The following is a 17,281-nucleotide window of genomic DNA, read 5'->3' on the forward strand; positions in this document are numbered from 1 at the left end:
GAACTGTTTGGTGTTAATAAAAAAACACTTCTAATAACCGGGAAATACGGCTTGTGTCAAGGCAAGGCCGCACGATTGATACAAAAATTGATGCGAACGGCTGTCACACAGACGCGTTGCACTGCTATGCCGGTCTGTGCTCAGGTACAACTTACTGTACTGGGGGATGATTTGGAAGCTTGCTTTGATCCGGCGGAAGCGAGGGCTTTGCCGGCTGCTTTGGGGGCCATGGCCTTGTTTTGGACTGGGCCAGGGAATCCGATTGCGGAACCCCGGCAGCCCCAAGGGGCCGGGTTTCTTCTTTCAACGGGATTTTCAGGATCTGGCCAATATGGATCACCGCCTTTTTCCCAAGGCCGTTCAGTATGATCAGATTTTTAAGGGGCACCTTGTAGGCATTGGCAATGCTGCCCGCTGTATCCCCCTTGACCACCCGGTGAAAGGGGGTGGGTCTCTGGGCTGTGCGATACAATGATCCAAGGGTTTTGTCCAGCAGGTCCGAAGATATATGCCTGGGCAGATACAGGGTTTGCCCTGGCGGGATGTATTTCATGCCGTCAAAAACCGGTTTTTTTAGGGCCGGGTTCATCTCCTGAAGCGTTGCCAGACCCATTGGCAGTTTACAGACAAGATCATTTGCCGCTACAAAGCCTTTGACCTTGTACCGGGTCTTTTGTCCGGGTTTATCCAGGGTTATCCTGCCGTAATAGTTAACATAATTTTTCGCCACCTGGCGGGCGGCAAGAAATTCCGGATAAAAATTGCGCGAGGCAAATTTAAAGGACCGGCTGCAGTAATCTGTGTATATGGCCGGATAGGTCTTGTGCTTATTTTTTGCCCTGGACATACCGTTAAGGCCGTGGTTGTAAGCTGTAATCGCCATGGGCCAGTTTTCAAGCGTCTCATAATTTTTTTTCAGAAGCCGGGCTGCCCCATGGGTGGAGACAATGGGGTCCCGGCGCTGGTCCACCACATGGTTGATATCCATGAACAGCTTGCCCGTATAATGGGTGAACTGCCACAATCCGGCGGCCCCGGATTTTGAGTAAGCCTGGATGTCATAGGCTGATTCCAGGCAGGGCAGGTAGGCCAGGTCTTCGGGCAGGCCATGGGATTTGAATATCATTTTAAACTCATCTATCAGGGCGCCTGACCGGATTACCCCTTCCATGAAATGTTCTTTTAATCCGGTTTGTACCCGAAGCCTCTGGGCGGCCAGCTTGAATTCCTTTGGTTTTGTTTTGTCCGGGAACAGGGCTGCCACTGTTTTTTCCATGGGCGTTTCCGGAACTTTTCCTTTGGAAAGTGTCAGCAATAGGGTTCTATATTTTTCAAGGGCCTTTTTTTTTGTCGCCTTGTTTGCCTGGGCAGCTTCCTTGCTTTTGGCGGGATTGAGTTTGATCTCTTCATAAATTCTGGACAGGTCGCCCATATCGTGGACCAGGGCCTGGGCCCGGGTGTGCTTGGTAAACACATGGGTCCAGAATGTCACATTGGGTTTGATCAGGTCATAAACCGGAAAAAGCTCAGCTTGCTCAGGCGGGGCTGGGGACATTGCTGCCTGGCAGTCCTGGCCAGCAGGGCCGCAAACACAGATTATAATGAGAGCGAAGATATATAAACAGACCAATTGTCCTGGGAAACGGGTCATATTAACTCCAAAAGAAAAAACAGGTTGAAGAATCTATTCAGAGAATAACGCTATCATATCATGGTCTGGTTTCATATCAATATTTTATCCTGGGCCTAAAGTCGGTTCACCGGTATATTGGCCAGGGCCTCCTCCCAGTAATCATCGATCAGTTCTTTGTATTTCTCCTGGGGATAGCTTTTGCCACAGGCGTCGCAGCATATGATAACATGGGGGCAGGCTCGTCTGACAACAAGTTTTCCGCCGCATGACGGGCAGGTTTGGGGGGCTTTTTCCATTTTTATTCCTCTGTTTTTGTTTGTTTGGACCTCTTTTCTTGTCCCCCGGATAACATAAAACAGGCAGACTTGAAATATTTATAAATGAAACGTACAGGAGGTCGTCGGGCTATGGTCAAAAATTTTTTTCCACCCGCCTGGGCATCATTGTTGCGGGCGCTGTGATCGGAATTTTCGCCGCTGTTTTACAAAAACTTGGAAATCCGGGGAATATGGGAATCTGCGTTGCCTGTTTTGAACGGGATATCGCCGGTGCCATCGGGTTGCCCAGGGCCGGTGTTGTCCAGTATATCCGCCCTGAGATTATCGGATTTGTGCTGGGTTGCAATGTTTTTATAGGCCAGTTTCATCCCGGATTTACAGGCCAGCCCGTGGTCCATAACCTTCATGTCTGTTCTTTTCTGGGCATGGCCTGGCCGGACGGGCCTTTGCCCATAATTCCCAATTCGATATCTAATCTACACTGAGTACCATGCCAAAGTCATAAAGTTAAGATACGTTCAGATTAAACCCACGAAGTTCACGAAGAACACGAAGTATAGTCGGCTGACATCTTCGTGAACTTCATGCTCTTCGTGGTAAAATAAAATTTCAATACTTAAGTTTATGGCATTGGATTGGAGCTACATCAGTTTATTGCAAGGATGAAGATCGAAAAGGAGATTATCCTGTTATGAAGTTTGATTTTCTGGGGTAATACATTTCGGCCCAGATTATCAAGAAATCGCAGGGGAAAATTTTTTGAAAACTTCACACCAGCGATAAGCAACAAGGCTGCAAAGGCAATCAGACAGAAAGTACGCAGTTGGAACTGGCAATTACGGCCAGGGGACAAGCTTGAGGATCTGGCTATAGAATGTAATCCAATAATTCAAGGCTGGATTAATTATTACGGGCGATACAATCCTTCATATCCCTATTGGGCTAATTTTCAATCAACCTCTCGTGGCTCAAGCAATAGGCTGAGGCCTTGCAATACTTCTTCAAAACGTTTTTTTGAAAGAGTTCCAATTTTTTCTATCAAATCAGTTTTGTTTACCGTATAAATTTGTGAAATATTCACAACACTTTTTTTAGGGATATTTGCTTCCCCTTTTCGAAGAGTAACATTCCCTGGAGCGTTTCCAATTCTTAGGTTTGATGTAAGGGCACAAACAACAACGGTGTTTATTCGACTCTGGTTAAAAAGATTGTTTTGAACCACAAGATGTGGATGACGATAGCCGGGTTCTGACCCCTGAGGCTCTCCAAAATCAATCCAGTAGATTTCACCTTGTTTTACCATTGATCATTCAGAAGCTCTTTGTGTTTAGGACGCATTTTTTGAACCAAAGAGTCAGTTTGTTGACCATCATAAGCTTCGTTTAGCTGTTGAAGTAGCTCCATATTTTCATGGCGTTGGATATACTCTTTTGCTGCTTGAGAGAAGATATAGCTTCTTGAAACATTGAGGTTTTTTGCAAGTATATTTATTTTTTCGAAAATAGGTTTTTCTATAGAAATGGCTGTTTTTACGTTCGGCATATTGATCCCTCCATTATTTGTTTTAGTGTAATATTTAGTATAAAAGGCGTCAATACTTTGTAATCCCAAAAAAACAGTGAAATAGACAGAATGGGCCAATATGGCAATAGGCAGATTCTGTCTATTGCTTTGGGTGAAACGGTTTAGAGCCGAAATTTAATTGGAGATTATCATTTTTATTTGAATGATTCTATTATTTTTTGGATTTCTATTTGCGCTGCCTTTGAAAAGTCTTTCAGTGTATTTTTTGCTTTAAACCAGACAAGTTTTGTTTGCGAAGCAAAGCCCAGAATAAATGATTTTTCGGGCAGTGCCTGCGTATTTGTATCTGACACTTGAAGTAAAAGAGAATTTTCGTCCGCGTAAAAGAGGGTATCAGATTTAATTAATTCTTTATAATCGCTGTTTATGGCTATGGTTAAAATCAGTTTGTTTTCTTTGCTAAGGTCTTGATCCAGAATTTTTCCGATTTCTATGCCCTTTGAATAGATCTTGGTGTTATTAATATTGGGATTATCTTCAAATACAACGTAATAGAAATTTTTTGGGGAAAACATTGCACAGTTTAGAAAAAAAGACAGTGCCACCATCAAAATGAAAATTGATTTTTTATACATGAAGCCCTCTTGAATTGTTTTGTTTAAAAGAATTGGACCCGATTAGTCTTGCCAACTTACAAAATCAAGTTTTAAAAAACAACTAAAAATGACATTGGTGGCGCTTTGATGGTGAATCCGGGAATTTTTTTGTAACTTTACACTGATATAAAAAGCCGGTATAGTTTTATCCTTTTTCAGGTCAGTAAAAGCGGCTTTGCCTTCAGATAACTGGAATACAGGACATAGGATGAATCCCAGGCAAATTCTCATTAAAGATCTTCTTCCCCACAGGAACCGGATGCTCCTTATTGAACGTATTCTTGAGGTGAATGCGTCCGAAACCGTGTCCAGTGCCGTGGTGTCGGATCACTGGCCCCTTGTCTTTGCAGGATTGGCAAGCCCCATTGTCATGGTGGAACTGACTGCACAGACCGCCGGGGTCAACAACAGTATCCACCGGTTGCAGACCCGGGGAAAAGAAGACGGCACCATGGGATGGATTGCCGGTGTTAAATCCGCTGTTTTTCATATGGACAGCCTTCCCGTGGGGGCAACCCTTATCACCCGGACCCGGAACAGCTTCTCCTTTGAAAATTTCAGGGAGGTTGCCGGAACCGTAATGCTGGATGAAACCGTTGCAGCAGAAATCACGTTGCAGCTTGTGTCGGCATAAAACGCCGGACCGCCCACATGAATTATTAAATATGACAACCAATCATACGTTAGGATAGTTTTTCCATGTCCCAGAAAATAGACACAAAAACCGCCGTCATTACAGGGGCAAGCCGGGGTATCGGCCGGGCCATCGCCATTGAACTTGCAGGGCAGGGGTATTATACCATTATAAATTACCACTCGGACAAAGACGGTGCCGCCCACACCCTTGAACAGGTCCGGGCAGCCGGTTCCAACGGGGAGATCATGCAGTTCGATGTGGCGGACAGGGAACAGTCCAAAGCTGCAATTGACACCATCCTCGGCCGGTGTGAGACCATTGATGTCCTGGTAAACAATGCAGGGATTGTTGCTGACGGCCTGTTTATCATGATGAAGGAAGAAAGCTGGGACAAGGTGATCCGAACCAGCCTTGACGGATTTTACAATATGACAAAACCGGTCCTGAAAAAAATGGTTCGCCAGAAGCGGGGGGCGGTTGTCTCCATCGCATCTTTGTCCGGGCTGACAGGCAACCGGGGACAGGCCAATTACAGTGCGGCCAAAGCAGGACTCATCGGTGCCAGCCGCAGCATTGCCACCGAAGTGGCACGGCTCGGCATTCGTATCAATGTTGTGGCACCAGGACTTATTGAAACCGATATGACCAAGGATCTGCCCCTTCCCAATGTCAAAACCATGATCCCCATGGCCCGGATGGGCCGGCCCGGGGAGGTGGCACGGGTGGTAAAATTTTTGTGTTCAGATGATGCATCCTACGTTACCGGCCAGGTGATCTCGGTCAACGGCGGCATGTTCTGATGCTTAGGGTAAGAAAACTTTTCCTGGGGGCTGCCTTTGTCCTGGTGGCGGTCATGGTTTCAGCCAGCGCAAACGCAGTGTCCCTGGAGGATATCCAGGAGGCGGCCGGCAGCATCCGCTCAATCAGTGCCGATTTTATCCAGGAAAAGCACATGAAAATCCTGGTAAAGCCTCTGGTTTCCAAAGGAATTATCCGTTTCCAGACCCCGGATGCATTAAGGTTTGAATACCGGGAACCCATTAAGAATATCCTTATCATGCAAGGGAAAAGTGTTTCGCGCTATATACACAAGGACAACACCTTTGTCCGGGACAATGGCGCTGCCATGGGTGCCATGGCTGTTGTCATGGATGAAATCAGCCAATGGCTGAAAGGGGATTTCAACACCACTGTTTTTGATGCAACCATCGAGGGGAAGCCGGAGCCCGGCAGAATCATCCTGGTTCCAAAGGACAAGGCCATGTCCCGTTTTATCCAGGACATAGTTCTGGTGCTGTCCGAACAGCCGGGCGTATTTAAAGCGGTCATTATCCGCGAAAGCCAAGACTCTTACACCCTTCTTCGGTTTGAAGCGGTGGCGCTCAATGAAGATATTAACCCTGACGTATTTGCCACCCCGAAATGAGACAGAAAACAGCCCTGGGATATCTTTTTGTATTTGCTTTTTTAATGGGCGCAGGGTGCGCAGGATTGCCGCCTATTGTTTCCCCGGACAATTCTTGTGCGCCTGATGAACAAAGCCTTTCCCGGGAGGTGAACGCGCTGTTTCCGGCGGATTCGTTCCAGTTTGTCCACGCCATAGAGTTGACCATGCCGGGCAGCCATTCGGCCATGCTCATGGGTGTTGTAAATATCCATCCCCAGCACCGCGCCATCCATTGTGTGGTCATGACCCTGGAGGGACTGGTTCTTTTTGAAGCGGACCACACCAGTGAAGCGTTCATAATTCACCGGGTCATTCCCCCCTTTGACAGCCAGGCTTTTGCCAGGGGTCTGGTATCGGACATTGAGCTTATCTTTTTCAGACCCCGGGGCAGACTCGACGCCTGGGGAACGCTTGAAAATAAAAATACAATCCTGAGGTTTTCAGAACCTGACGGCGGGACAATAGACCTTGTCGTGTCCCCGGACAGGACCATTTGGACCCAGAACCTAAGAAACAGCAGCCATCGGATCAAACGCTGCGTTACGTATTTATTTCCCCAAGGGGCCACAAACAGCCAGGCCCCTGTTTTTCCCAGGTCTATCACCTTGACGGCGGCATTTCCCTCACGATACACGTTAACCATGACCCTGACAGACGCGAGTTTAATTACTGATACCCTTCCTTGCGGTGACAATAAATGAAGCTGAAACTGATTTATCCCAGATGGACAAAGCTTGACCGGCAGACCGAATTTCATCTGCCCCCCCATGGACCTGTTGTGTTTGCAGCGGCCCTGCCCGACCATATAGATGTCCAGTTTATTGATGAGAATGTCCAGACCATTGACTATGACGAAGAGGTTGACGTGGTTGCCCTCTCCATGATGCTCACCATCCAGGTCAACCGCGGTCTTGCCATTGCAAAAAAGTTTAGGGCCAAAGGCATTCCGGTAATTGCCGGCGGCATTGCCACCATGCTCCATGCAGAGCAAATCACAGGCCAGGTGGACGCCGTGTTTCTTGGAGAGGCCGAAGGCCGGATGGAAAAGCTTTTTGACGACCTTGAAAAAAACCGCCTGGCCCCGGTGTACGATAATCTTTCTTCACAGCCGCCCATTGAATCCGTGGGTCCGGCCAGAAGGGATATTCTTGACCGGGACCTGTACAACTACAAAGGGGTGCAGATGGTGGATCTGGTCCATGCCTCCCGGGGGTGCCGGTTTAACTGCTACCCCTGCGCCGTGGCCTACCTTGGGGGACGCAAATTCAGACCCAGACCCATTGACAAAACCATTGAAGAGCTGGCCGGCATTGACAACAACCGTCTCTTTATCGTGGACAATTCCCTGGCCCAGGACAAACAGTGGGAGCTGGACCTTTTCCGGGAGATGATTCCGTTAAAGAAAAAGTGGTGCTGCCACCCCATTGAAAACGACCCCAAGGTGCTGGACCTGGCAGCCCAGGCAGGCGCCTGGTATGTTTACCAGGCTGTGTTTGACACCTCTGATGTAATCCGGGACAGAATCAAACGCTACCATGACCATGGCATCGGTGTCGAGGGCACCATTCTTCTGGGCCTTGACCACCACACCGAAGACTCCATTAAACGGCTCATTGATTTTCTTTTGGAAATTGATCTTGATCTGGCTGAATTCACGGTTCTGACGCCGTTCCCCCACACCCGGGCCTGGGAAGAGCTGAATCGCGAGAAAAGGATTCTATCCTATGACTGGGATGCGTATTCGGCGGACAAGGTGGTGTTCCAGCCCAAGAACATGGCCCCGGAGCGCCTCCAGGAATTGCTCCGGTATGCCTGGGACTCCTTTTACCAGGATGAACCCCAGAATATCAAAATGTACAAGCTGTTAAAGACGGTCATCCAGAAAGAAAAAGCCGATAACACCTATCGTCCCAGGAACCGGGACCTTGTCCGGTCTGCATTTGGACGACCTGCGGGTCAACAGATCTGATACACCGGATCAAGTCGCTCCAGCAGCCTCCGGGGGAGGGGAGGGCAGGTATCGGTTTTCTGGAAAAATTTTGTTTTTACAACGTACTCAATGTCATAAAGTTAAGAAATTTTTCAGATTAAAACCACGAAGTTCACGAAGAACACGAAGTTTAGTACGCTAATATCTTCGTGAACTTCGTGTTCTTCGTGGTAAAATAAAATCTCAATGCTTAAGTTTATGGCATTGACAACGTACTCGGCAATTTGCCCCCGGTCTGCCGAGATTAACCCTTATTATGAGATAATCATCCAATGACACCAACCCATCCTGCAACCGTAGATACGCGTAATGGCTTCCTGTTTTTCTGGGATGATATGCCGTCGATGACATCCACCCCCGGCAGTTCCTGCTTAAGTCAATGGTATCCAGCCGTATTTACCGAACATGGCATCACTTATAACAGTGCTGAACAGTATATGATGGCACACAAGGCCATGCTGTTTCACGATGATCAAGCGTACCATCGAATTATTCAATCCGATCATCCCTCAGAAGCAGCAAGCCTTGGCCGAATGGTAAAAAATTTTGATGAACAGATCTGGAAAAATGAGCGCTTCAAAATAGTCACCGCAGGCAGCATTCTCAAGTTCGGACAAAACAGTGAATTAAATTGCTATCTCCAGCAAACTTCCCCTAAAACCATAGTTCTGGCAAATCCCTGGGATAAGATCTGGGGCATAGGCCTTGATGAATACGCTCCTGATGCAGGCATTCCGACCAACTGGAAAGGCCTTAATCTGCTGGGATTTGCGCTTATGAATGCCCGTGAAGCACTTGGGGGTGGGGTATAACTATCCGCAAAATCTTTTAAGAATCAGACTGGTATTAATGCCGCCAAAGGCAAAATTCTGGACAGCGGCATAATCAATGTTTGTCTCCATCAGCCGGGGGGTATGGCGGATCATGGCGCAGCGGTCATCCACCTGGTCCAGATTAAGCGTGGGGACAATAAAGCCCTTTTCCATCATATAAAGGGTGAGAATGGTTTCGATGACACCGCAGGCTGCGATGGTGTGTCCCATGTAGCTTTTCAGGCCGCTGACCCATGGGGTGTTTCCATAGACATTGTTAATGGCCCGGGCCTCGATCACGTCCCCGATGCGGGTGGCCGTGGCATGGGCACTGATAAAATCAATCCGGTCCGCAGTGATCTGCGCACTGTCAAGGCCCATTTCAAGCACCTGGGTGACGCCTGCAAGATCGGGCATAATTAGGTTTCCGCCATTATTATTGGTGGAAAACCCGATCACCTCCCCAAGGATTGGTGCGCCCCTTTTTCTGGCAGATTCAAATTCCTCCAGCATGACCGCGCCGGCCCCTTCGCCCACGACCAGCCCGTCCCGTTCAGCATCAAAGGGCCGGGGCGTTTTATGCGGGGTGTCATTATAATGGGTGGAACAGGCCAGCAGATTATCAAAGACAGCCACTGTGGTGGTATCGTACTCTTCGGAACCGCCGCAGATCATGGCGTCCTGCACCCCGAATTTAATCAGTTCATACCCGAACCCGATGGACTGGCTGCTGGTGGTGCAGGCTGACGGCGAACAGATGACCCGGCCGGTTATCCCAAACATCCGGGTGATGTTGACAGCGGTGGTATGGACCATTGATTTCAGGTAATCTGCCGCCGAAAGGGAGAACATTTCAGTGGACTGCGCATTGAAGCAGGCCTGGTAGACTTTTTTGAGAACAGAGGTGGAGCCGTGGGAGGAGCCAAAGGCGACCCCGGTTCTCCCCGAAGAGAGCACTGCCCTGTCAAGCCCGGACTGTTCGATGACATCATCCACAACCCTGCAGGCAGCAAAGGAGACCGGCCCCATGGTTTTACGGTATTTTCTTGGAAAGTCGTAAGCCACGTCCTGGTCCACTGTTCCGAACACGCTGGTATTGAGCTGCTCAACCAGAAGTTCATCATCCCTGATGCGGCCCACACCGGAGGTGCCGCTTTCAAGGTTTTTAAGGATATCTGCCTTGCAGCAGCCAATGGGCGTGATGGCAGAACATCCGGTTATGACAACGCGTCTTTCCATAAGGGAACCTTAAGCCCTGTCAGCCATGGCCTTTTCAATAAAATCAACAATCTGCCTCACTGTTCGTATGGTCATGGCTGCCTCTTCTTCATCCCGGGTCAGTTTGGTTTTCATCAATGTCTCAATTTCCCGGAGCAATTCTATGGCATCAATACTGTCAAAGCCGTGGACGGCATTAAGGTCATCATCAAGTCCGATATCGGACATTTCAAAATTGGTTTCAATGAAATTAATAATAGTGGTCTGTATTTCTTCTCGCTCCATTCTCCATGGTCCTTTACTCTTCTGATGATCCTTCGGGCGTTTCTGCCCAAGCGTGTCTTCATCCTGACAATTCAGTCCCAAAGCATATAGTCATTACCACAATTCATTGTGAATGAAAACATTGATTCACGGCGGTGCAACTGCCGTGAACATCGCTGTTTACCAGCGGTAGGGTGGGCACGCGTTTTGTGCCCGCCGGTTGTCCTGATTCAATGTTATAAAGTTAAGATGCTTCCGAATTAAAACCATGAAGAGCATGAAGGACATGAAGATTGATTTTCCGGCATATATTCTTCATGCTCTTCATGTCCTTCATGGTGAAATAAAATACTCAATGCTTAAGTTTATGACATTGTGTCCTGATTATATCCCGGCGCCGTTAATTTCCGCCGTGGCAATGATACTGCCCAATGGCGTCGGGCTGGAATCATTCCGATGGTTGACTGCGTTGATCGCCCACGCTTCAAGACGCACCCGGTCACGTTGGAAGATCATCATGTGCGTTGAGCCGCCAAATTCGAAGTGGCCTATCTTGTCGCCGCGGGTAACTTTGACGGGGTCATTGCCATCTTCCACGATGTACGGTGAGTTGATAACACATGTCGACACCTCGACCATTCCAATACAGATGAGCGCAACATAACCGCATAACTCGTGCTCGAAAATGAATATGGCACGGGTCGCCACATGGCCAAGGTAGGGTTGAGATTCAGTGCCCTCCCATGTACCTGGGTCTTCACCCTGCCACGGCCGCTGTGCAAAGTACGTTCCCGGTTGGACCCACGAGCGGACAAGCTGGCCGTCGAGCGGTGCCTGCCAGCGGTGGAAGTGCGTCGCGGACAGGAACCCCTGGTAGATCTGACCCCCTTCGAATAGTTTTGCCCACTGTTTTTGTCCCCCGAAGATGTCGAGCAGAGAGTAGTTGACGTCCTTGACCCAGAAACCTGTTTTAAGCGCCACTTTGTTCTCGTATTGCCAGGGCGTCGTTTCACAGCCAATGTTGATATTGACGGCCGGGTCTCCATGGAACGGCCGTGCACCCGGTACAAATTCTCTGATAAAGAATGAGTTCCACGAGTCGTAACCATACCCCGGTGCTTGGGGATCACACACCATTTGATCCCACACGCCCGCAGCCCAGGCACGCTCAGAGATCCATGACCCTTCTTTGTCTGGGTCTTTGATGTCCAGCTTGTCGAGCGATTCGCTGCTTTTCAGGAATGTATTCCACGCATTGAGAATGTTTTTAAATTGGAGATTGAAGGTCTTGTCGTGGAATAATGCGAGACCGGACTCCGTGGCCATTGAGACCGCCAGCAAACCGTTCATTGGCGTGCCAACCATTTCCGTGGCATTAAACGAAGGAGAGGTGGATATGATTTCGTTCAGAATCTCAAAAAGGCTGTCGTAGTCTTTGATCCAAAGAACGTCGCCATCCTCGTCCTTGATCTCCTCTCTGGTCTCTTTGCTGAGCCTGCTGACAACAGCGTTTGCCTCCTCGATCATGGACGTCACCCACATCCGGTAGACACTATGCCGTGTCACCCAATTCTTGAAGTCCTGAACCTCGGGTCGCATCGGTGCAAGCGTGCCCGCCTCTTTTTTTGCGGCAATGGCGTCGCGCATCGGGACCAGGAACTTGGCGGTGGCCCAGATTCGGTTGGGAACCCAGAAGCCCATCTGAATGGGACCGGCATTGTCGAGTGTAAGAAGATTGGATTTTGTCATTTTGTCCTCCTTTGAAGATTGATGTTACTGCTGATGTTTGAACTAACCGGGCGTACGATAATCTGAAGGATGCTTTTTGGAATTAAAAACGGTTGAAGCCTTCTCAGTTGAACCCTTCTCAAGGGAGGAGGCAAGATCTCCTCAGCCGACTATTTTTTAAATTCATGCGCCAGCACTGCTATTGTCCACTTGAGTTTTTGCATCAATGTTGATATGAGTCCTTAGGGTTTGATATTATTATATTTTTTGCGAATTCAGTATATATCAAACATCTGGGTTCTAAAGGTTTTTATGATGTAAATTCAAAGAGTTAGTGTGTTATCGGATTCGTTTCAACGAATCCAGAAAATTAGGTTGAAGAAAATGATCTTCGTTTTTGTCGAGTTTGTCAAGTCGATTATGTCAGTCGAAAAGCCCTGTCTGCAATATTTTGTCCTTTATAAATTATGGTGTCCGATCACAAAAAATCATACTTGGAGCGGGACAATATCCCCGTTTGGATCTTATAGGCTGCCGGGTTATCCCAAGAAATTCTCCCTGGCACTCTTTCACCGGTTGGCCGATTGAATGAATCATTCAGATATGGCATTTTTCTTGCTGAATCCCATTGGGGGGCAAAGTTACAGTTATTCAGGGAAAGTCCCACTATAGTTGGTTTGTTGGGAACTAAAATTCCAAATCGATAAAACGGAACTATAAGAGATGGGTCAGGCACCTTTCATTTATCTTTGGTGCATTCGTTTTTTTCCTTTTATCAAATTGTTTGCGCCGATATGGAGTATCAATGATTGTGGCTGACAACAAACAGATTCATCTCAATAAGAAGTACAGTAGCGCGGATCATACCGGACACCTTCGTGAAAATTACAATTTAGATGGAATCATAGGCCGTTCCAAGGTCTTGGCGGACATACTCAAAAACGCGCTCATGGTGGCGCCCCTGGATGTTAGTGTGTTGATCACGGGAAAATCAGGAACCGGGAAAACGCAGATAGCCGAGTTGATCCATAAAAACAGTTCACGCAGGAACCACCCCTTTGTGGAACTGAACTGCGCTGCCCTGCCGGAAAACCTCATTGAAAATGAACTTTTTGGCTCAGCGGCAGGGGGGCATTCCGGGGCTACGCAGGCTGTTACCGGCAAGGTTCACGCCGCACGGGAAGGCACCTTGTTTCTGGATGAAGTGGCTGAGCTTCCTGTGGGGGCGCAATCCAAACTGCTTCAATTCCTGGGGTCCGGGATATTTTATCCCCTGGGATCTTCAAAACCGGTGAAATCCGATGTCCGAATCATCACCGCAACGAATATCAACTTCAGGGAATCCATACAAATGAAAAAATTCCGGGAGGATCTTTTTTACCGAATCAATGCGTTTCGGATACATATTCCCCCATTGTCCGAAAGAAAGGCGGACATACCTGACCTGGCCGCCTTTTTTCTCGCGCAAAGCTGCGAAAAACACGGGTTGGCAAAGACCACGCTCTCATCTTGCGCCTTGAGTACATTGCTGGAAAAAGAATGGAAGGGCAATATCAGGGAATTGAAGCATGTGATCGAAGCCGCATCGATCCGGGCTTCCCTGGATGGCAACAGGGAAATCCCCTCTGTTTATCTGGTTTCTGCGGATGACCCGCTGGATGAGCAAAGTGATGACGCCTCCGATTTCCGGGCAGCCACACGGCAATTCCAGCGGGGGTTCCTGAAAAAGAAGCTGGATAACAGGGGGTGGAACATTTCCCAAACAGCCAGGGACGTATCACTTTCCCGCACGCAATTATACAATCTGATTGATACGCTTCGGATCAAGCGCGAGATGTTCTCAGTGGAATGATCCGCGTCATTCATCTTCAAATCCCGGGATTATCATGTCCAGCCATTTTTCCGGTGAATGGATAGCGATTTTAGAAAAGATTTCCATGTCAGGATGGTTGCAGCATCCCACCAATTGATGTTGCCTGAACCCGACGCATTCAGCCATCAAATCCATGCCTGCCCGTTCAAACAGTTCAAGGCTGGCATCAAGGCCTTTCGAGGCTTTTGCCTTGTCGCCCTTCAGGTGGGCCACACCGGCTTCAAAGGCATGTCCGTAGGCCATTGAATCAATTCTCCGGTCCTTCCGGAGCAACCGACCGAACCTTGCCGCCCTGCCCAGGAAATAATCTCGATTGGCGGGGCTATCCACTGCAGCAACCAGGTTCACGCGGGCAGTGAGTATCCATGCGTCCAGCCTAGGAATGTCAAACCGTATAAGGCTGCTTTTATTCATTGTTTTCAAGGTTTTGTCTAATCTTATCAACCCATTTTGGATGTGCCCTTCGTAAACATCGCTATAAACGAAAATCCGGTGGGCGTAAAACAATTGAACACTGTAAGACCGACCGGCGAATAGCTGTGCCGCCTTAGCCGCCTTTTCCCTGGCCAGTGCCGGATTTCCCCTGGCGATATCCCAGTACGCACTGAACGTTTCAGCCGCAACCTGCCCCAGGATGTTGCCGGCCTGCCTGGAATCCGTTGATAATTTCCCGCACCGCTCCAGCAATTCCCTGATGTCTCCCTTTTTTTGCAGCGCATAGAGGCCTGAAATACGACCCGCAGTGATTTCCCATGACACATTTGTGCAGTGGTCCCCCAATATGCGCACACCTGTGTCACAAAGCCGGAGCATCTCTTCCCAGCGTGATTCCTTCATGCTGGCCTGGGCGAACGCAATGGACAGCAGTCCTTCCTGGTATGGCGTTCGGCATTGTTCAAGGCATTTTTTTGCGGCCATCAACAAGTCCGTTCCCGGCCCGCCCAACCTGAAATTGGCCTGGCACAGCACTGCGCCGGAAAGCCATAAGCTCCTGGCGATTCGAAAGGAATCACTTGTCTTCAGCGCCAGGAACAGGCTTTTGAGCAGGTAAAACAACCCGGTCATGGGCTCAATGGCAATGAATCCCTTTCCTGCGGTAAAGCAGCAGTCCACCATTTCCACTGCCAGGGGATTGTCAAATCCGGTCTTCCCTGGAAAACTTCGGGCAAAGGGCCGGACCCCCAGTATGAGAAGCTGCCAAAGAAGTCTCATTGCCAGGGGCCGGCCGGTTTTTGGATCCGAGATCCCATGTTTCACCAACAACGGGACCACAAGCGCCCGGCCTTCGGCAATATGGCCGCATGCCATGGATTCTCCGGCAGCCAGGCGTTTGAGTCTCATGCACTCCAATTTGGAAGTCGACAATTCCGCCGCCTCCATGTAAGCCATGGCAGCTTTGATGCAATATCCCGCGCCTGCAAGCGTTTCCGCCTTCCTGACAAGGGTTTTCACTTTAGTTTCACTCTCCCTGGTTGACAAAATGCGATATCTTTATGTTTAAAGGTTCTGACTGAATTGAATTACCCGGGTTGCAGCAACAAATATGCCGCTCCGGACCCGATAGTATCCAAAAGGGCCGACACGGCGGCATTGTCAACTATTTCTTGCAGGTGACAGATTTATTGAACACTTCCAGCCGGCCCATGGAGGGCCAGGACGGTCAGCATATTCATGTATTCATTGTTTGCGGATAACCCCCATGGGCCGCAAGCCCGCAACGAACAATGAAACGAAAAACACCGACAATGCGGGGCTGAAATGGGCGCCCCAGGCGCTTCTCACTCTTGTTTCCCGTATCTTGTCTCTAGTTTCTTATAAAAATGATATATCTCCCTGTTTTTTTCCATTCTGGTATACGGATTGCTCTTGTTGTCAGTGATCGCGTTTTGGCGGATCTTCTTAAAATCTATAAAAATATGTCAAAGGAGGTGAAAAAACAAAAAAACCGGATCGAAAATCAAATCAATTAATGTTATTAAAATCCAATCATTTTTTGCGTAACGCCTTTGGCTACGTGAAAATCTCACAGGAGGCAAAGCATGGCTCTTTCAGACATCAAACTGAATTTTATCAACAGGTCAAGTGACGTCAACAACAGCACGGTGGTGGTGTTCCAGCAGAATGTAGCCGAGTCTTTCGGTGAAATCGCCATCGCCTGGAAAGTGATCGAAAACTGCGGCCGGCTCGACAATCATCCCTTTACGTATCCCTTGAATTTCCAGATCGCGGCCAGTGATTCCTACGGGAATTATACACCGAGGCTGGATGCGGTGGACGGTATGGCCTATGAAATGGTGAAGGATACCTCGGGTGATGTGCTCACCGTTGCCAGCGTACCGGCAACCAGCTCTGCGGAGGTGGAGGTGAGAAACAACCTGACCCAGGGTGCGATCAATGCCAATATTTACAGAAGCGGTAGACTGCTGGCCGCCAAAACCAATATGGCCCCGGGCCAGAAAGCGGTTTTCCAGTTCCATCCCCGGATCTATATCGGTGTGGTCAATCAGATCGTGGAATCCGATGTCATGGATTCGGCTGTCATCAAAACGATCAATACGGAACTCAACCTCTTCGGCATCTCCAGCGCGGATATCGTCATGACCGGCGGTGGCCCCGGCCCCGGCTCACTGCCCTTTGAATTCCACCTGGAAAACATCAATACCATGTAAAACCGTTCCGCATAATACAGGAAGGCGCCCTGCCTTCCTGTATTGCACTGCGACTGCCCGCCTTTGGGTAACTGTCGTGAATATCCCTGTTTCAAAAGGGTATGGTAAAGGAAAATAAATATGTCCCAGGAAATAAGTACCAATGAATTGAAATGGCACTCCGGTGACTGGAGAAAGGTTCCCATGAAACAGGAGCCTTATAACGGCCTCGAAATTACCGGCGTTCCGACATACGATGATGAACACAAATTCGTTTCCGCGACGATCACGGTCAAGGATTTTACAAAAGCGCCCAAAGGCTTGGCAAGTACAATGGAAGACGTGACCCTGGCCGACGAATGGGTCAATATTCCTGTACCGGTCACGTCCCCGCCTTCGGACGATTTCACCGTTGATGGGGCCATAAAGCTCCGGGTCGGCTCAAATGAGATACTGCTGCGGGTGAAACTGGCATATGGGCCTGAGAAAATGCAACGCCAGGAAATCGGGTTTATCGGAGGATTTCCCTCAGTGTCACCGGCGTGATAAAACCCGGTCCAGGGTATTGCCGTT

Annotated in this window: 20 protein-coding genes; 11 read left to right on the forward strand and 9 right to left on the reverse strand. The window is 48.8% G+C overall.

Translation table 11 applies throughout. The annotated features are described in order from the left end of the window. Positions 1 to 151 precede the first annotated feature (151 nt). Both Q366_RS09425 and Q366_RS09430 read right to left on the reverse strand, forming a co-directional pair. A complete protein-coding gene (locus tag Q366_RS09425) occupies positions 152 to 1,555 on the reverse strand; it encodes a lytic transglycosylase domain-containing protein (RefSeq protein ID WP_245619918.1) in 1,404 nt (467 codons plus the stop codon). Between the two features lie 191 nt (positions 1,556 to 1,746). Beyond that, the gene (locus Q366_RS09430) at positions 1,747 to 1,929 is read right to left on the reverse strand and encodes a dual CXXC motif small (seleno)protein (protein ID WP_035238391.1); all 183 of its coding nucleotides are present in this window, start codon (positions 1,927 to 1,929) and stop codon (positions 1,747 to 1,749) included. Between the two features lie 212 nt (positions 1,930 to 2,141). On the opposite strand from Q366_RS09430, the gene Q366_RS22155 reads away from it, so the two are divergent. Further along, a complete protein-coding gene (locus Q366_RS22155; RefSeq protein WP_281175483.1) occupies positions 2,142 to 2,396 on the forward strand; it encodes a hypothetical protein in 255 nt (84 codons plus the stop codon). A 213-nt stretch (positions 2,397 to 2,609) separates the two neighbouring features. Next, positions 2,610 to 2,975 carry a group II intron maturase-specific domain-containing protein gene (locus tag Q366_RS20830; protein ID WP_245619919.1) on the forward strand — a complete coding sequence of 122 codons (366 nt, stop codon included), beginning with the start codon at positions 2,610 to 2,612 and terminating at the stop codon, positions 2,973 to 2,975. On the opposite strand, the gene Q366_RS09445 is transcribed toward Q366_RS20830, so the two are convergent. From Q366_RS09445 to Q366_RS09455, 3 genes are all read right to left on the reverse strand, one after another. Next, positions 2,861 to 3,214, reverse strand: coding sequence for a type II toxin-antitoxin system PemK/MazF family toxin (locus tag Q366_RS09445; RefSeq protein WP_035238397.1), 354 nt, complete (start codon positions 3,212 to 3,214; stop codon positions 2,861 to 2,863). The genes Q366_RS20830 and Q366_RS09445 overlap by 115 nt on opposite strands. Further along, positions 3,208 to 3,453, reverse strand: coding sequence for a CopG family transcriptional regulator (locus Q366_RS09450; RefSeq protein WP_035238399.1), 246 nt, complete (start codon positions 3,451 to 3,453; stop codon positions 3,208 to 3,210). The genes Q366_RS09445 and Q366_RS09450 overlap by 7 nt, the downstream gene beginning before the upstream one ends. A gap of 176 nt (positions 3,454 to 3,629) precedes the next feature. Next, entirely contained in the window at positions 3,630 to 4,070 is a 441-nt protein-coding gene (locus Q366_RS09455) for an MlaD family protein (protein ID WP_035238401.1), read from the reverse strand. A 229-nt stretch (positions 4,071 to 4,299) separates the two neighbouring features. Between Q366_RS09455 and Q366_RS09465 the strand changes: the two genes are divergently transcribed. The 6 genes from Q366_RS09465 (at position 4,300) to Q366_RS09490 (ending at position 8,977) form a co-directional block, all read left to right on the forward strand. Next, positions 4,300 to 4,725, forward strand: coding sequence for an ApeP family dehydratase (locus Q366_RS09465; RefSeq protein WP_035238405.1), 426 nt, complete (start codon positions 4,300 to 4,302; stop codon positions 4,723 to 4,725). 65 nt (positions 4,726 to 4,790) lie between these two features. Further along, positions 4,791 to 5,528, forward strand: a complete 738-nt coding sequence (gene fabG / locus Q366_RS09470) for a 3-oxoacyl-ACP reductase FabG (RefSeq protein WP_035238407.1) — start codon at positions 4,791 to 4,793, stop codon at positions 5,526 to 5,528. Beyond that, a complete protein-coding gene (locus Q366_RS09475; protein ID WP_035238409.1) occupies positions 5,528 to 6,154 on the forward strand; it encodes an outer membrane lipoprotein carrier protein LolA in 627 nt (208 codons plus the stop codon). Before fabG ends, Q366_RS09475 begins: the two co-directional genes overlap by 1 nt. Next, complete coding sequence (locus Q366_RS09480) at positions 6,151 to 6,876, forward strand: hypothetical protein (protein ID WP_035238411.1); 726 nt, start codon at positions 6,151 to 6,153, stop codon at positions 6,874 to 6,876. Before Q366_RS09475 ends, Q366_RS09480 begins: the two co-directional genes overlap by 4 nt. Continuing rightward, positions 6,873 to 8,144, forward strand: a complete 1,272-nt coding sequence (locus Q366_RS09485; protein ID WP_035238412.1) for a B12-binding domain-containing radical SAM protein — start codon at positions 6,873 to 6,875, stop codon at positions 8,142 to 8,144. Before Q366_RS09480 ends, Q366_RS09485 begins: the two co-directional genes overlap by 4 nt. Before the next feature lie 293 nt (positions 8,145 to 8,437). Next, positions 8,438 to 8,977: a riboflavin biosynthesis intermediates N-glycosidase gene (locus tag Q366_RS09490; protein ID WP_035238414.1), complete on the forward strand. Its 540-nt coding sequence runs from the start codon at positions 8,438 to 8,440 to the stop codon at positions 8,975 to 8,977. On the opposite strand, the gene Q366_RS09495 is transcribed toward Q366_RS09490, so the two are convergent. The 3 genes from Q366_RS09495 to Q366_RS09505 form a co-directional block, all read right to left on the reverse strand. Then, on the reverse strand, positions 8,978 to 10,216 hold the full coding sequence (locus tag Q366_RS09495) for a beta-ketoacyl-[acyl-carrier-protein] synthase family protein (RefSeq protein WP_035238416.1): 1,239 nt from the start codon (positions 10,214 to 10,216) through the stop codon (positions 8,978 to 8,980). Between the two features lie 9 nt (positions 10,217 to 10,225). After that, positions 10,226 to 10,480 (reverse strand): acyl carrier protein, encoded by a 255-nt coding sequence (locus tag Q366_RS09500; protein WP_035238418.1) that lies wholly within the window; start codon positions 10,478 to 10,480, stop codon positions 10,226 to 10,228. Positions 10,481 to 10,843: 363 nt separating this feature from the next. After that, complete coding sequence (locus Q366_RS09505; RefSeq protein WP_051957948.1) at positions 10,844 to 12,208, reverse strand: phosphatidylserine decarboxylase family protein; 1,365 nt, start codon at positions 12,206 to 12,208, stop codon at positions 10,844 to 10,846. Positions 12,209 to 12,992: 784 nt separating this feature from the next. On the opposite strand from Q366_RS09505, the gene Q366_RS09510 reads away from it, so the two are divergent. Continuing rightward, on the forward strand, positions 12,993 to 14,039 hold the full coding sequence (locus Q366_RS09510) for a sigma 54-interacting transcriptional regulator (RefSeq protein ID WP_051957949.1): 1,047 nt from the start codon (positions 12,993 to 12,995) through the stop codon (positions 14,037 to 14,039). 6 nt (positions 14,040 to 14,045) lie between these two features. On the opposite strand, the gene Q366_RS09515 is transcribed toward Q366_RS09510, so the two are convergent. Then, positions 14,046 to 15,512: a hypothetical protein gene (locus Q366_RS09515; protein ID WP_035238419.1), complete on the reverse strand. Its 1,467-nt coding sequence runs from the start codon at positions 15,510 to 15,512 to the stop codon at positions 14,046 to 14,048. A 587-nt stretch (positions 15,513 to 16,099) separates the two neighbouring features. Between Q366_RS09515 and Q366_RS09520 the strand changes: the two genes are divergently transcribed. Both Q366_RS09520 and Q366_RS09525 read left to right on the forward strand, forming a co-directional pair. After that, positions 16,100 to 16,729 (forward strand): hypothetical protein, encoded by a 630-nt coding sequence (locus tag Q366_RS09520; protein ID WP_035238421.1) that lies wholly within the window; start codon positions 16,100 to 16,102, stop codon positions 16,727 to 16,729. 120 nt (positions 16,730 to 16,849) lie between these two features. Beyond that, positions 16,850 to 17,254, forward strand: coding sequence for a hypothetical protein (locus Q366_RS09525; protein ID WP_035238423.1), 405 nt, complete (start codon positions 16,850 to 16,852; stop codon positions 17,252 to 17,254). Positions 17,255 to 17,281: the final 27 nt, after the last annotated feature.

The organism is Desulfobacter vibrioformis DSM 8776, from assembly GCF_000745975.1.
GTDB lineage: Bacteria > Desulfobacterota > Desulfobacteria > Desulfobacterales > Desulfobacteraceae > Desulfobacter > Desulfobacter vibrioformis.